At 50.6% G+C, this 14,674-nt stretch carries 14 protein-coding genes; 8 read left to right on the plus strand and 6 right to left on the minus strand.

The features are described from left to right. Window positions 1-5 precede the first annotated feature (5 nt). Window positions 6-3,677: a methionine synthase gene (gene metH / locus EBA_RS22335; protein ID WP_192376789.1), complete on the minus strand. Its 3,672-nt coding sequence runs from the start codon at window positions 3,675-3,677 to the stop codon at window positions 6-8. A gap of 76 nt (window positions 3,678-3,753) precedes the next feature. Here metH and EBA_RS22340 point away from each other — a divergent pair, with 76 nt between their 5' ends. Next, entirely contained in the window at window positions 3,754-3,945 is a 192-nt protein-coding gene (locus EBA_RS22340; RefSeq protein WP_192376790.1) for a DUF2970 domain-containing protein, read from the plus strand. A gap of 55 nt (window positions 3,946-4,000) precedes the next feature. Here the strand turns inward: EBA_RS22340 and EBA_RS22345 are convergent, their stop codons facing one another. Further along, window positions 4,001-4,420, minus strand: a complete 420-nt coding sequence (locus EBA_RS22345) for a hypothetical protein (RefSeq protein WP_225616398.1) — start codon at window positions 4,418-4,420, stop codon at window positions 4,001-4,003. 217 nt (window positions 4,421-4,637) lie between these two features. Between EBA_RS22345 and EBA_RS24665 the strand changes: the two genes are divergently transcribed. From EBA_RS24665 to EBA_RS22355, 3 genes are all read left to right on the plus strand, one after another. After that, window positions 4,638-4,766 (plus strand): hypothetical protein, encoded by a 129-nt coding sequence (locus EBA_RS24665; protein WP_020483807.1) that lies wholly within the window; start codon window positions 4,638-4,640, stop codon window positions 4,764-4,766. Between the two features lie 134 nt (window positions 4,767-4,900). Then, complete coding sequence (locus EBA_RS22350; protein WP_192376791.1) at window positions 4,901-6,808, plus strand: DCC1-like thiol-disulfide oxidoreductase family protein; 1,908 nt, start codon at window positions 4,901-4,903, stop codon at window positions 6,806-6,808. A 103-nt stretch (window positions 6,809-6,911) separates the two neighbouring features. Then, window positions 6,912-7,049, plus strand: coding sequence for a hypothetical protein (locus tag EBA_RS22355; protein WP_192376792.1), 138 nt, complete (start codon window positions 6,912-6,914; stop codon window positions 7,047-7,049). 396 nt (window positions 7,050-7,445) lie between these two features. Here the strand turns inward: EBA_RS22355 and EBA_RS22360 are convergent, their stop codons facing one another. The 4 genes from EBA_RS22360 to glyQ are packed head-to-tail and all read right to left on the minus strand — an operon-like array spanning window position 7,446 to window position 11,688. Next, window positions 7,446-8,198: a lysophospholipid acyltransferase family protein gene (locus tag EBA_RS22360; RefSeq protein WP_192376793.1), complete on the minus strand. Its 753-nt coding sequence runs from the start codon at window positions 8,196-8,198 to the stop codon at window positions 7,446-7,448. Beyond that, window positions 8,164-8,706, minus strand: coding sequence for a D-glycero-beta-D-manno-heptose 1,7-bisphosphate 7-phosphatase (gmhB, locus tag EBA_RS22365; protein WP_192376794.1), 543 nt, complete (start codon window positions 8,704-8,706; stop codon window positions 8,164-8,166). The genes EBA_RS22360 and gmhB overlap by 35 nt, the downstream gene beginning before the upstream one ends. Then, complete coding sequence (gene glyS, locus EBA_RS22370) at window positions 8,703-10,772, minus strand: glycine--tRNA ligase subunit beta (RefSeq protein WP_192376795.1); 2,070 nt, start codon at window positions 10,770-10,772, stop codon at window positions 8,703-8,705. The genes gmhB and glyS overlap by 4 nt, the downstream gene beginning before the upstream one ends. Before the next feature lies 1 nt (window position 10,773). Further along, the gene (gene glyQ, locus EBA_RS22375; protein WP_192376796.1) at window positions 10,774-11,688 is read right to left on the minus strand and encodes a glycine--tRNA ligase subunit alpha; all 915 of its coding nucleotides are present in this window, start codon (window positions 11,686-11,688) and stop codon (window positions 10,774-10,776) included. Window positions 11,689-11,994: 306 nt separating this feature from the next. Between glyQ and EBA_RS22380 the strand changes: the two genes are divergently transcribed. From EBA_RS22380 to EBA_RS22395, 4 genes are all read left to right on the plus strand, one after another. Next, entirely contained in the window at window positions 11,995-12,438 is a 444-nt protein-coding gene (locus tag EBA_RS22380) for a GNAT family N-acetyltransferase (RefSeq protein ID WP_192376797.1), read from the plus strand. Window positions 12,439-12,640: 202 nt separating this feature from the next. Continuing rightward, window positions 12,641-12,985 carry a DUF2069 domain-containing protein gene (locus EBA_RS22385; protein WP_192376798.1) on the plus strand — a complete coding sequence of 115 codons (345 nt, stop codon included), beginning with the start codon at window positions 12,641-12,643 and terminating at the stop codon, window positions 12,983-12,985. An 11-nt stretch (window positions 12,986-12,996) separates the two neighbouring features. Continuing rightward, window positions 12,997-13,689 (plus strand): DnaA regulatory inactivator Hda, encoded by a 693-nt coding sequence (hda, locus tag EBA_RS22390; RefSeq protein ID WP_192376799.1) that lies wholly within the window; start codon window positions 12,997-12,999, stop codon window positions 13,687-13,689. Then, window positions 13,686-14,624 carry a ketopantoate reductase family protein gene (locus tag EBA_RS22395; protein WP_192376800.1) on the plus strand — a complete coding sequence of 313 codons (939 nt, stop codon included), beginning with the start codon at window positions 13,686-13,688 and terminating at the stop codon, window positions 14,622-14,624. Before hda ends, EBA_RS22395 begins: the two co-directional genes overlap by 4 nt. Window positions 14,625-14,674: the final 50 nt, after the last annotated feature.

Consider the following 14,674-nt stretch of genomic DNA (forward strand, 5'->3'; position numbering starts at 1 on the left):
GCCGGTTAATGGTTTAAATGCGCCGCCAACCAACGTTCGGCCACTTCGATCTTCAAGCCTTTGCGCCGCGCATAATCCTCCAACTGATCCTGATCGATCTTACCGACGTTGAAATACTGCGAATCAGGATGCGAGAAATACCAGCCGCTAACCGCCGCGGTCGGATACATCGCAAAGTTTTCGGTTAGTTCGATAGTGGTGTTTTCGGTGACGTTCAGCAACTCGAATAACTTCGCTTTTTCGGTGTGGTCCGGGCAAGCCGGATAGCCGGGAGCCGGACGGATGCCTTGATAGGCTTCTTCGATCAAGGCATGGTTATCGTGCGCTTCATCTTCCGCATAGCCCCAGTAATCGCGGCGTACCGCTTGATGCATGTATTCCGCAAACGCTTCAGCCAAACGGTCGGCTAACGCTTTCAGCATGATGGAGCTGTAGTCGTCGTGATCTTTTTCGAATTCGGCCAACTTGGTTTCAATACCGATACCAGAAGTTACCGCAAAACCACCTAAATAGTCGGCAACGCCGCTACCGACCGGCGCGATGAAATCGGAAAGACAGTAATTGGGCCGGCCCGGCGCCTTGACGTTCTGCTGGCGCAAATGATGCAGCGTTTCGCGTTGCTGACTGCGGCTGTCGTCGCTATACAGCACGATGTCGTCGCCGTCGCTATTGACGGGGAAGAAACCGATCACAGCCTTGGCTGTCAACCATTGCTCGCGAATCAGGTGTTTCAGCATCTCCTGAGCGTCTTCGAATAGATTGGTAGCTTCGACGCCAACCACGTGATCGCTAAGAATGGCCGGATAGCTGCCGGACAATTCCCAGGTCTGGAAGAAAGGCGTCCAGTCGATATACCAAACCAGCGTATCCAGCGGGAAATTATCGATAACTTTGGTGCCGAGAAACTTGGGCTTAACCGGCTGATGGCCTGCGTAATTGAATTTGTTCTGCCGGGCTTTTTCCAGATTATGCTGGGGATTCTTGGCGTGTCGCCCCTTGTGACGCTCGCGCACCACTTCATACTCGGCGCGGGTTTTTTCCACAAAATCGGCTTTTAAATCGTCGCTGAGCAGGGAGCTGACCACGCCAACACTGCGCGATGCATCCGTCACGTAGACGGTCGGCGACTGATAGTGCGGTTCGATTTTTACGGCGGTATGCGCGCGCGAAGTAGTGGCGCCGCCTATCATCAACGGAATCGTGAAGCCTTGGCGCTGCATTTCTTTGGCGACATGCACCATTTCATCCAGCGAGGGCGTGATCAAACCGCTGAGACCTATCACATCGACGTTTTGCTCGCGGGCGGTTTTCAAAATAGTTTCAGCCGGTACCATCACGCCTAGGTCTATGACTTCATAATTGTTGCATTGCAATACCACGCCGACGATGTTCTTGCCAATGTCGTGTACATCGCCTTTCACGGTGGCCATCAGCACCTTGCCGTTGGTTTGCCGTTCGCTGCCGTCTATTTCTGCGTCCATGAATGGCATTAAATACGCCACGGCTTTTTTCATTACCCGCGCCGACTTGACCACTTGCGGCAAGAACATCTTGCCTTCACCGAACAAGTCGCCGACTACGTTCATACCGTCCATCAACGGGCCTTCGATGACATGCAGCGGTTTTTCGGCTTCCAACCTGGCCGCTTCAGTATCTTCTTCGATGTAATCGGCGACGCCTTTGACCAGCGCGTGTTCCAAGCGTTTGCTGACCGGCCATTCGCGCCATTCCAGGGTTTCTACCTTGGCGGCCTGGCCGCTGCCGCGGTATTTTTCGGCGATTGCCAGCAGATTTTCAGTACCTTCCGGTGTCCGATTCAGGATTACGTCTTCGACGGCGTTACGCAGCTCGTCGGGAATGTCCGCGTAAATCGCCAACTGTCCAGCGTTGACTATACCCATATCCATGCCGGCATGAACAGCGTGATAAAGGAACACGGCGTGAATCGCCTCGCGCACCGGGTTATTGCCGCGAAACGAGAACGAGACATTGGAGACGCCGCCGGAAATTAAGGCGTGCGGCAAGGTCTGTTTGATGACGCGGGTGGCTTCGATGAAATCGACGCCGTAATTGTTGTGTTCTTCGATGCCGGTGGCGACCGCAAAGATATTTGGATCGAAGATGATGTCTTCCGGCGGGAAACCGATTTGTTCGGTCAGAATTTTATAGGCGCGGCTGCAGATTTCGATCTTGCGTTCCATCGTATCGGCTTGGCCTTGTTCATCGAAGGCCATCACGATGACGGCTGCGCCATAGCGGCGTACCAGCTTGGCGTGCTTAATAAACGCCTCCTCGCCTTCCTTGATGGAAATCGAGTTAACCACGCCCTTGCCTTGGATGCATTTCAGACCGGCTTCCAGAATCTCCCATTTGGAAGAGTCGAGCATGATCGGCACTTTGGCGATGTCCGGCTCGGCTGCCAGCAGATTCAAAAAGCGCACCATTGCCGCTTTGGAATCCAACATGCCTTCGTCCATATTGATGTCGATAATCTGCGCGCCGTTTTCGACCTGCTGTTTGGCAACGTCCAAGGCTTCTTCGTAACGCTCTTCAATGATCATTTTTTTGAACACTGCGGAGCCGGTGACGTTGGTGCGCTCGCCAACGTTGACGAATAAAGTTTCCGGACCGATGCTCATGGCTTCCAGGCCGGCTAGGTGGCAGCGTTTTTCCAATTCCGGAATCTGGCGGGGTGGATATTTATCCAGCGCAGCGACGATAGCGCGGATGGTGTCGGGCGAGGTGCCGCAGCAACCGCCGATGATATTCAAATACCCGCTGGCAGCCCAGTCAGCCAATTCAGCGGCCATTTGCTCAGGGGTTTCGTCGTATTCCCCAAATTCGTTGGGCAGGCCGGCGTTAGGATGTGCGGAAACGTAGGTATCGGCGATGTTGGACAGTTCTTCGATATACTGGCGCAATTCCTGAGCACCCAGTGCGCAGTTGAAGCCTATCGAGATCGGTTGCACATGCTTTAATGAGTACCAGAATGCCGCTGCCGTTTGGCCGGATAGGGTGCGACCGGAGGCGTCGGTAATCGTGCCGGAGATCATCACCGGCAATTTGTAGCCGAGTTTATCGAAAGTCTGTTCGACCGCGAAAATCGCCGCTTTGGCATTCAGCGTATCGAACACGGTTTCGATCAGGATGATGTCGGCACCGCCATCTATCAGGCCTTGAGTGGCTTCGCTGTAGGCGCTTACCAAATCATCGAACGTGATGTTGCGGAAGCCCGGATCATTCACATCCGGCGACATTGATGAGGTGCGATTGGTGGGCCCCAGCACGCCGGCGACAAAACGGGGTTTGTCCGGCGTCAGCGCACTGACTTCCTCGGCGGCCTGTTTGGCGACCCGCGCCGATGCCACGTTGATTTCATAAGCCAGATCCTCCATCCGGTAATCAGCCATCGCGACACGGGTGGAGTTGAAAGTATTGGTTTCCAGAATGTCCGAGCCGGCGTCCAGATAAGCACGGTGTATGGCCTTGATTACATCCGGTTGGGTAATTGATAATAAATCGTTGTTGCCCTTCAAATCGACAGGCCAGTCGGCAAAGCGTGCGCCGCGATAATCCTTCTCCTCCAATTTGTAGCTCTGTATCATGGTGCCCATGGCACCGTCCAGAAACAAAATCCGTTGAGATAATAACTGGTGTAATCTTTGTGTGCTGTTCATACTGCCTGAAGTTCGCAAGGGTGAATGTACGGTGGGCTAGTCCGTATTGTTATCAAACCAAATTTTGAGGGAAATCATGTCTAAACCCAGTCTATTGCATGTCGTAAAAAGCGTGATTGCCGCCGCGATCGGCGTACAGAGCAATAAGAATAGAGAGCTTGATTTTCAGCATGGCTCTTTGCCTGCCTATATTCTCGTTGGGCTGGTCGTGACTGTGTTATTTATTCTAACGATAGTCAGTATCGTATCCGCGGTTACCGGCGGTTGAGGCACTTCAGTCGGTAACGAAGCCCAAGCTGCCTTGGGCTTCGGGATCAGCCTGTTTAGTTGCTGGAGGTTTTGAAGCTGTTTTTGATACTAACGAACAGCTCTTTGACGCCGCTGAACAGATTAGCCGGTGTCAGCGCTTGTTTCAAAATAAACTGGCAACGAATCAAAGCCACGGCCATTACGCCGGCAAAAGGCGGCAATAATTCGAAGAAAACCGGCATGAACCAGCCACCAGCACCTTCCTGCGTTTTTCTATCGCCAACGCTAGTCAGATCGCGATCATATTCACCGCCGACATCTTTACCGTCTAATCCGTCGATAATCATAATATTGATGTTGTAGAACATCACTTGAATGACCAAGAACACTATGGCACAGCCGGCAACCCACAACAGTATATTACCGGTTTTGGCTTTTATCAGGGTTTGATATACCCAGATTGCCGTCAAAATCATTATTACGCCACCAATCATCTCTATTCCCCTTGTAACTGTTAACTATTTTTATAATTCTCAAAAATCTGGTTGAGAGGGCATACTACCATAATCCACCTGGATGGCAATTACGGTGGGACGTTTCCCCGACAGCCATGAATCGCTTGACTTTGAAGGTGGCTAAAGTAACATATGAAGCTCGACCGCCAAAGACATGGCACATTTTATAACAACTAACTAAAGGTAGGAGGCACCCATGGGAGCGATCTTAGATTTAACAGAAATGCTGAAAGAACCGTCGGGCATGATTGGAGCGCTGGTTATCATCGCTGCAGGATACTTTTTTGTAAAATGGGTTTTTGCTGAACCTAAAGACGAAGAGTAAGCTATACCCCTCGCTTACAAAGCTTTTCTGGAAAAAGCGGCTACGGATAGATCCCGTAGCCGCTTTTTTTTTGCCTGAAGCAGGCTTAGTTTAAATACCTTATAATTCGTGACCTTTTGGCCTGCCAACCCGATATGTACAAACTGTTAGTTCGGAAAGTAAACGCTCTTTATTCCAAAAAAGTACCCGCTACCGGCGTAGGCTTGTTCAGGCTATTGTTCGGCTTGGTGACGCTGCAAGAAGTTTTCTTTCTTTTATATTTCAATCATTTGATATTCGACCCCATTCCATTCATGGATGTCGAGTTTCCAATGATTCCGTTTTTTCTCTGGCTTTGGGCGCTGGTCGCTTTCTGTTTAGCCATTGGGTACCGCTGCCAAACTACCAGTATTGCCAACTATATTTTCTGGCTGGTGTTCGTCAATTTCACGCCGATGCAGCGCGATTTCGACGGCGGCTTCGACTTGTTCATGATCGGCGCCAATTTCTTCTTGATTTTCATGCCGATCGACCGGGCATTTGCAGTAGATAGTCTCAGAAAAAAACTGCTGAGCCCGTTTATACATTATTCCCAGTACAAGACATCCGAAGTGTCGGCATTAACTTATTATCTGCCGGTCGCGCTTTGCCTGGGCTTTTTGTACTTCGATTCAGCGATACACAAAATGTTTGCCGAGCATTGGCGTAACGGCCTGGGTGCGTGGTTGCCGTCGTCGATTCCCTACTACATGTCCGCGCTGGATTTGTCGTGGCTGCTGAATATCGAGATTTTGCAGAAAATTATCGGCTACACCATCATTGTTTTCCAGTTCACTTTCTTGTTGTTTTTTCATCGCCGCCAGTGCAGATGGCTGTATTTTCTGATCGGGATTTCACTGCATTTGGGCATTACCCTATCCTTCAATATTTACCCGTTCGGAATGGGAATGTTGATTTTCTATGCCTTGGTGATGCCGTTTGCCTGGTATAGACGCATTGGTGCCTTCCTGCGCGTTAAACAGCCTTCATTGACGGTGTTTTACGATCAGCAATGCCCCTTGTGCAATCGCACGGTTTTAACGCTCAATCATTTCGACGTACTGCACGGCGTCGATTTCAAACCGGCGCAAGTATTCGCAATCGACTATCCGGCCTTGGCCGAATTGGGCGAGAAGCAACTGCTAACCGATTTGTACGCATTGGATAGTAATGGCCGGGTTTACGCCGGCGTTGATACTTATGCGCAAATTTTAATCGCAATGCGCTATACGGCGATTATCGGCTGGGCAATGAAGTTGCCGCTGTTATATCAATGGATATGCCGTCGTTATCGCGCGATTGCCGACTCCCGTTCGCGCTTGGCGTGCGATGTGAGTTGCTTGCCTATTTCGGCTGAAACCTTGCCACCGAGCCTTTATGACAGAATTTTTGAAGCGGAGCACGCGCTGCCGGCCAGAAGTCGCGTGCACAAAATCAGCAAAGTGTTGTTGGTATTAATCTTGTTTCAATTCAATAGCAGCTTCCACTATGGCTTGTTGTACCGCTTGCATGTGGACACGCGCCAGACACCAATAAGCAACATGTTGGCGGATATGAGCAATGCGATATTGATGATGTCCCACACGTTTCTAGGCATTACTCCGCATGCCTTGTATCTGCACGACCATTTTGAAGGCTATGACCGTTTACTGGCCATTACCTATCTGGATGCCGACGGTGAAGAGCATTGGCTGCCGTTTGTGAGTCATCAAGGCCGCTTATTGGCCCCAAATTGGGGGAGGGTGCATTCGATGTGGGCCAACATCGCGGTAACGCCGAATATCGATGAAATCCGCTTGAAAAAATTCATCATGAAGGTCACGGCTTTCTGGGGCAAAAAGACCAGCTTGGATCTGGATGGCACACAATTTATCGTTAAAATGAAAAAAATCAGAGCCCCCTTTGTCTGGGAAAAAGACTTAAGGAGCAACAATTTGTCCGGAGAATGGCAAGCAATTGGCTCTGCGCAATGGTTTGGTAAAGAAATAAAGATCAATCTACCAAAAGACATCGATATCTTGTAATGAATTAGGGTATTGCATGAGCGGAAATGTCATGCTATAAATTTGCCCGTGCTTAAAGTGAGTACATTAAAAATTATAAAAAACCTTTAATTCGGAGGATGTTATGAAAAAAGTATTTTCTCTCTTGGCTATGGCGCTGATGATTGTAAATTTGGCAGGTTGCATGGATGATCCAGACGGCGGCAACCCAAAACCAAAAGGCTATGGCTCACCTGCCCAACAAGGTTCAGGTCTGAAATAACCATCGCTTTTTACAGGAAGCAATATCCTGATAAGGCCCACACAAGTGGGCCTTATGAACTCATACTCTCCCCTCCAAGCATATTTCGTTTGCGCAAAACTGCCTTGGCATGTTTAAATCCCGCCGTGCTTAATTTTCTATTTAATTCAGCACACGAAAAAATATAAAAAACTTTTATTTGGAGGATGTTATGAAAAAAGTATTATCTCTTTTAGCTATGACCCTGATGATTGCTGGCCTGAGCGGTTGCATGGACAATCCGGATGCATCAAAACAAAAAGTTTCTAGCTCTACTTCAGTAGCGCTTTAATTTTTTAAGCTTGAAAAAAAGGCCCGCAAAAGCGGGCCTTTTTTATGTGGTTAATTTTAATAACCTCGTTCGATTTGCCTTTCAGTTCATCCCGCGCCGAGCTCCAACATCGCTTTATTGATCCATGCCTCAGCCTCGGCATTAATATCCTTCGATTTTTTATCAGTACTGCTGATCGCAGGACCAATCCTTACCTTAATTACGCCTGGATATTTCAAAAAGCTGTTACGCGGCCAAAATTCGCCGGCATTGTGCGCCAGTGGAATTACCGGGTAACCGGATTTTTGCGCCAACATCGCGCCGCCTGCGTTGAATTTTTTATGATGGCCGGGTGCTACGCGAGTTCCCTCCGGAAATACCACCACAAACAAGCCTTCCTGCAGCCGTTCTATACCTCGCTCAATCAGCATTTTTAGCGCTTCTTTCTGATTTTGCCGATCTATGGCGATCGGTTTTAATGTGGCAAGTGCCCAGCCGCCGAATGGAATTTGCAGCAACGATTTTTTCAAGACCGCGGTTTGCGGAGAAATAAATTGCCGCAAGGCCACTGTTTCCCAGGCCGACTGATGTTTGCTGAGAATAATCGCGGCTTTATCGCGGGGAATGTTTTCCAGCCCTTCCACTTCATAACTTAGCCCGCAACATAACTTCAGCATAAACAGCAGGCAGTTGATCCAAATATCGGCGATTTTATAGCGCATCGGAAACGGCAGAAAAAATCCACCCAAGATGGCTACTCCGACAATCAGTGTCGAGAAGACTATGTAAATGAACAATAATGTCGAGCCTAAATAGACTCTGAAATCAGCTTGTCGAGACGATGTGTGTGGCTGCGTCATAAAGATTATCGAAAATAGGAACGTTGAGTTGGGGATTATCAATAGCGGTTTTTTCGCCTTTCCCGGTTCTGACCAAAATCGGCTTGGCGCCAGCTAACTCGGCGGCCTGAATATCGCGCAAGGAGTCGCCAATCGCATAAGTCCGGCTCAAATCGGCTTGCGTGTCGACGGCAAAGCGCCGAAACAGACCGTCCAGGGGTTTGCGGCAGTCGCAGATGTCGTTTGGGCCATGAGGGCAAAAATAAATGGCTTCTATGCTCCCGCCCGCCTTGGATGCTAATTGCAGCATTTTGGCATGTATCGCCTCCAGCATCGCCAAATCGAACAAGCCCCTGGCAATCCCCGACTGATTGCTGATTACCACGACTTTGTAGCCGCGCCGATTTAACAGCGCGATGGCTTCCAGGCTGCCGGCCAGCGGCAGCCATTCTTCGGGAGATTTGATAAAGTCGTCGGAATCGACATTGATAGTGCCGTCCCGATCCAGAATAACGTAACGCTCGGTCACGATTGTAATTTGGATATATCGGCAATTTTTAGGAATTGATTGGACAATTTGGCCAGCAATGCCAAACGGCTGTTGCGCAACGCTTCATCGTCGGTGTTGACCATCACGTTATCGAAAAACGCATCGACGCTATCGCGCAATTGGGCTAAACGACTCAACGCCAGCGGATAATTCTGTTCGGCCAGCAGGGGCAAAATGTCGGTTTCCGATTGCTCGGCTGCCGCCAATAAGTTTTTCTCGGCCGCTTCGACCAGCGTACCAATGACTTCTGCAGGGGCTTGATCCGATTTTTTCAGAATGTTGATAATCCGTTTGTTTGCTGCCGCCAGACTTTCCGCTTCCGGCAAGGCTCTAAAGCTTTGCACGGCACGAATACGCAGCATAAAATCCAAAGGGCTAGCCGAACTGACAGCCAGCACCGCTTCGAATTCGTGGCTGGTGTAGCCTTGATCCAGACAATAGCCTTTTAAGCGATCGAACAGAAAAGCGATCAGCTTTTGCCGGGTTTCGGCTTTATTAAAGCCGTGGCTGAACTGATCCAGCGCCACATCCAGCAGTTTGACTACATCCAGCGCAATACCGTTTTCGATCAGCACCCGCAAAATGCCCAGCGTGGCTCGGCGCAAAGCGTAAGGATCTTTGTCACCGGTCGGAATCAAGCCGGCGCTGAAAATGCCAGCTAGCGTGTCGATTTTCTCCGCCAGCGCCAGTACTTGGCCTATTTGACCGCTTGGTGTCGCACCGCCGGATTGTTTGGGATAATAATGTTCTTCCAAGGCCAACGCCACGTCGGCATGTTCACCGTCGGCTGCCGCGTAATAACGGCCCATCGTACCTTGCAGGTTGGCGAATTCGCCGACCATATTGGTCATCAAATCGGTTTTGGCCAGCAAAGCGGCACGTCTGGCAAGCTCCACGTCGGCACCCAACTTTTCCGCGATCAAAGCCGCCAAATTAGCGACGCGCTCGGTTTTATCGAACAAAGTGCCCAAATCCTTCTGAAAGACGATACTTTTCAAGCTCTCGACCCGTTCGGCCAGCGATTGCTTTCTATCCTGTTTCCAGAAAAACTCAGCGTCAACCAAGCGTGGCAACACCACGCGCTCATTGCCCTGACGAATTGAGCCGGGGTTGGAGCTTTCGATATTGGCGAAGGTAATGAAGTGCGGTAACAGCCGGCCCGCCGCATTCTTCACTGGGAAATATTTCTGGTTTGATTGCATCGTGGTGATCAACACCTCCTGCGGCAACTCCAGAAAACGCGCGTCGAAATTACCGACTACCGGTACTGGCCATTCGTTGAGTGCCGCCACTTCCTCCAATAAATCGTCTTCGATATGGGCAATACCACCGACATTGCTGGCAGCCTGATTCGCGGCATCGCGGATGATGCTCATGCGCTCGTCAAAGTCGACCAGCACCTTGCCGTGCTGTTTCAAGATGTCTAGGTAATCGTGTGGGCTGCCGATACTCAAATCCAGTGGCGAATGAAAGCGATGACCACGGGTTACCCGACCGGTGGAGCGGCCAAGAATATCGGTAATCAGAATTTCGGAGCCAAGCAGCAAAACAGCCCAATGCACCGGCCGAGCAAACTCAGCGTCGAAACTGCCCCAGCGCATGCGTTTGGCAATCGGCAGATTGTTCAGACTTTTACGTATGATGTCTGGAATCAACTCAGCAGTGGCTTGGCCTTTAACTGCTTGTTTGAATATCAACCACGAACCCTTGTCGGTTTCCAGTTTTTCCAAATCTTCAAACGCGGCGCCGCAACTGGCGGCAAAACCCAGCGCAGCCTTACTTGGCGTACCGTCCTGGCCATACGCAGCCTGGACTGCCGGGCCGCGCTTTTCAACAACTTTATCAGCCTGGAAGGTTTGTAAATCGTCAATCAATACCGCCAAGCGGCGCGGCGTGGCATAGGCGCGGCCTTGGTTGTAGCATAAGCCGGCCTCTTGCAAGCCGGCCATGATGTTGTCCAGCAAAGCCTGGCTGAGTTTTTTCAAGGACTTTGGCGGCAATTCCTCGCAGCCCAATTCGAACAATAAATGATTGGTCTCGGTCATGTTACGCTCCCTGTCTGGCGAGAATCGGAAAACCTAGTGCTTCCCGACGGTTGTAATAGGCTTCGGCGACCGATTTGGCCATATGGCGTACCCGTAAGATGTAACGTTGCCGCTCGGTGACCGAGATGGCATGGCGGGCGTCTAGCAGATTAAAGGCGTGCGAGGCTTTTAAGACCATTTCGTAAGCCGGCAGAGGCAGGTTTTTCTCCAGCAGCATCAGACATTCGCGTTCGTAGGTGTCGAAGCATTGGAATAGAAAGTCGACATTGGCATGATCAAAGTTGAACTCGGACATTTCCACTTCGTTTTGATGAAACACGTCGCCATACGTGACCACGCCTTGCGGGCCGCGCGTCCAAACCAAGTCGTAAACACTTTCCACGCCTTGCAGATACATCGCTATCCGCTCCAAGCCGTAAGTAATCTCGCCACTTACCGGCCTACATTCCAGACCGCCGACTTGTTGGAAATAGGTAAACTGCGTCACTTCCATACCGTTGAGCCAGACTTCCCAGCCCAGGCCCCAGGCGCCCAGAGTCGGCGATTCCCAGTTGTCCTCGACGAAGCGAATGTCATGCTCAAGTAGATCCAGGCCCATATGCCGCAGTGAACCCAGATACAATTCCTGGATATTATCCGGCGACGGCTTCATGATGACCTGAAATTGATAATAATGCTGCAAGCGGTTGGGGTTTTCGCCATAACGACCATCGGTGGGGCGGCGCGAGGGCTGCACATAAGCCGAGTTCCAGGGCTCCGGGCCGATGGCGCGCAAAAAAGTGGCGGGATGAAACGTACCGGCGCCCACTTCCTGGTCCAAAGGCTGCAATAACACACAACCCTGATTTGACCAGTATTCCTGCAAGGTCAGAATCAGGCCCTGAAAAGTAGAGACATCGTTTTTGCTATTCGACACGTCGGGAGCCACTTGATAGATAAAAAATACAGTTATTGTACCTGAAAAGCGCGCACCAAACAGGCGACAGAGGGCTTTAAGGGATCTGCGCTTAAGCCTATTAACGTCGCTCCGCGTATGGAACAAAGCAAAATCAAAGCGCCAGAGTTAGGCCACTGCGGTGTGACTTGCGGAGAGCCTAGCGCCGGCTACGCAATGACAGGCGTCCAAGATTTGATTGTATCGAATCCTCGAAGCTATAGCCGCTAGAGTATTCACTGACAGGTCTGCAGTAATTCAATCTGGAATCAAAAAAGGAAGAGTTAAGTGGAAATAAGTTTAGCCAGCGAGAGCGACATCCCGGCGCTTTGCCAACTACTGAGCGAACTGTTCGGACAAGAAGCAGAATTTCAACCGGATTATCAGGCCCAAAGCCGGGGCTTGACACGCATCATAGCCGACCCAACCATCGGCCGTATCTTTGTTGCGCGCAACGAAAATCAGATTGTGGGCATGGTTAATCTTTTGTACACAATCTCCACCGCACTGGGCGAGCGGGTAGCCTGGCTGGAAGACATGGTAGTGTTGCCTGGCGGACGCGGCAAAGGTGTTGGCAGTCTATTGCTGGAGCACGCGGTGGACTTTGCCCGGCAAAATGGTTGCCGCCGACTTACTTTGTTGACCGATGCCGATAATCAACTCGCTCAGCGGTTTTATCAGCGGCAAGGATTTGAGCTGTCAGGAATGGTGCCTATGCGCCTGGCTTTGTAAATATCGACACCGGATTGCGCGACGGTAAGCCAAGCACTGGCTATCGGTGGCCAGCGCACTAAAACTCGCCAAACTGGCGGGTGACTTTCTAATCGTGAGCAACTCTTGTGTCCGGCAAAACGCGAGCGGCACTGCATTAATGCAGAGACTTTGTGATAATAGATCAGGTTTAACTCTATCACTCTGGTCATTTGCCGCTCTCATGCAACGAATCTATTACTATTACGCGGCCTTGATCGGCTTTTTCGGCTTGTTTCTGTTAATGATGGCTTGGCACACACTACTGTCGCCATCAAGCAAGTTGCCAACGGCATTGTTGTTGTTAATCTCAGTCGGACCGCTATTGCTGCCGTTTAAAGGCTTATTAAACCGCAACCTGAAAAGCTGTACCTGGATGTGTTATTTGAGCCTACCGTATTTCGCGCATGGCGCCGCCGAAGCCTATGTCAATCAAGTAGAACGACCGTATGCGCTACTGGAAGTGCTGTTCAGCCTGCTACTATGCTTCGGTGCTGGCTTGTATGTCTATAAAGCGGAAAAAGCCTGAGTACTAGCGCGATGCAAGTCCCATTGCAATTCGAGTTTCAGAGCGATCAGACCTTTGCCAGTTTTTTCCCCGGCGATAACGCCGAAATCGTCGCTCAGTTGCAGGCTTTGGCTTCAAACGGCGAAGAACAACAGATTTTTGTCTGGGGCGATGCCGGTAGCGGTAAGAGTCATTTGCTCCAGGCGTGTTGTCAGCAGGCCAAACAGGCAGGTAAAGATCCGTTCTATCTGGCTTTTGACGCCAAGAATCTACCACCCCCGACCTTACTGGAAGGCCTGGAAGACTTGGAACTGGTTTGCTTCGACGATATGCAATTGCTTGCCGGCCATGACGATTGGGAGCATGCGCTGTTTGCTTTTTACAATGCTCATCGACAGAACAATTATAAATTGCTGCTGTCTGCCGATTGCCCGCCGAAGTTTTTAGGCTTTGATTTACCGGACCTGAAAACCCGGATGGCTTGGGGGTTGACCTTAAAAATTCAGCCCTTGCGAGACGATCAGTTGATTGAAGCGCTGACCTACAAAGCCCATTTTCTGGGATTCGATATTCCGCCGGCGGTAGGACGATTTTTGTTGAATCATTATGTTCACGATTTAACCGCCCTATGGCTGCTCCTGGAAAAAATCGACCGCGCGACCTTGGCCGCACAACGCAAATTAACCATTCCATTTTTAAAGCAGATTCTGGCTGACGAAATATGAACAACAAGGTGTTGATCGCTGGCGCCGGCGCGATTGGCGGCTTTTACGGCGGATTGTTAGCCAAGGCCGGCGCCGACGTCTCGGTGGTGTGCCGCTCCGATTATGACATCGTCAAACAGCAGGGCTATCGAATCGAAAGCGCTACCTTGGGTAGCTGGCAATTCATGCCTAGCCAGGTATTGCGCAATGCCGCCGACTACGAAGGTCAAGCCGATTACCTGATTTTATGTAGCAAAGTGACCGCTGACATCGATCGGGTTGCACTAATTCGCGATGCGGTAGCTCCACACACGGCGATTGCGCTGATCCAAAACGGTGTCGAAATCGAACATGAGCTGCAACAAGCTTTTCCGGACAACCTATTAATCAGTGGCTTGGCGTTTATCTGCTGTAACCGAATTGCTCCGGGAAAGATCAGCCACCTGGCCTACGGCAAGCTAATCCTGGGCAATCTGTCGAACAGTCATGAACTCAACACGCCGCATTTGCGCGATTTGTTCCTGCGAGCCGGCATCGAATGCGTCATTAGTGAAGATATTATCGCCAGCCGCTGGCAAAAATGCGTCTGGAACGCGCCGTTCAACCCACTCTCGGTGCTGTCCGGTGGCCTGGCAACTCAGGCGATATTGCAGAATCAGGAAAACTTTGTTCGCCGAGTGATGCAGGAAGTCTGTAATATTGCCGAAGCTTGCAGCCACCCCTTGCCGACTGATATTGTCGAAAGTCATATTACCCTGACGCGCGAAATGCCGCCTTACAAAACCAGCATGCTGCTGGATTTTGAACGCGGCCATACGATGGAAACCGAAGCCATTCTCGGTAACGCGGTGCGCGCCGCACAACGGCAAGGAGTAGACTGCCCCTGCCTGCAATCGCTTTACGTGTTGATGCAACTCAGGGAGTTGCAAATCCGCTCCAGCGGTCCGCTTAAATAAATCACGCAATTGACATTCTGCTTTTTCTTATTTTTCGGTTAGAATGTGAA

The organism is Methylomonas albis (assembly GCF_014850955.1).
GTDB lineage: Bacteria > Pseudomonadota > Gammaproteobacteria > Methylococcales > Methylomonadaceae > Methylomonas > Methylomonas albis.

What these genes read in the sequence shown, in the direction of transcription:
- metH (WP_192376789.1), bottom strand. Translation starts at nt 3,677, where the DNA reads ATGAACAGCACACAAAGATTACACCAGTTATTATCTCAACGGATTTTG.
- EBA_RS22340 (WP_192376790.1), top strand. Translation starts at nt 3,754, where the DNA reads ATGTCTAAACCCAGTCTATTGCATGTCGTAAAAAGCGTGATTGCCGCC.
- EBA_RS22345 (WP_225616398.1), bottom strand. Translation starts at nt 4,420, where the DNA reads ATGATTGGTGGCGTAATAATGATTTTGACGGCAATCTGGGTATATCAA.
- EBA_RS24665 (WP_020483807.1), top strand. Translation starts at nt 4,638, where the DNA reads ATGGGAGCGATCTTAGATTTAACAGAAATGCTGAAAGAACCGTCGGGC.
- EBA_RS22350 (WP_192376791.1), top strand. Translation starts at nt 4,901, where the DNA reads ATGTACAAACTGTTAGTTCGGAAAGTAAACGCTCTTTATTCCAAAAAA.
- EBA_RS22355 (WP_192376792.1), top strand. Translation starts at nt 6,912, where the DNA reads ATGAAAAAAGTATTTTCTCTCTTGGCTATGGCGCTGATGATTGTAAAT.
- EBA_RS22360 (WP_192376793.1), bottom strand. Translation starts at nt 8,198, where the DNA reads ATGACGCAGCCACACACATCGTCTCGACAAGCTGATTTCAGAGTCTAT.
- glyS (WP_192376795.1), bottom strand. Translation starts at nt 10,772, where the DNA reads ATGACCGAGACCAATCATTTATTGTTCGAATTGGGCTGCGAGGAATTG.
- EBA_RS22385 (WP_192376798.1), top strand. Translation starts at nt 12,641, where the DNA reads ATGCAACGAATCTATTACTATTACGCGGCCTTGATCGGCTTTTTCGGC.
- hda (WP_192376799.1), top strand. Translation starts at nt 12,997, where the DNA reads ATGCAAGTCCCATTGCAATTCGAGTTTCAGAGCGATCAGACCTTTGCC.
- EBA_RS22395 (WP_192376800.1), top strand. Translation starts at nt 13,686, where the DNA reads ATGAACAACAAGGTGTTGATCGCTGGCGCCGGCGCGATTGGCGGCTTT.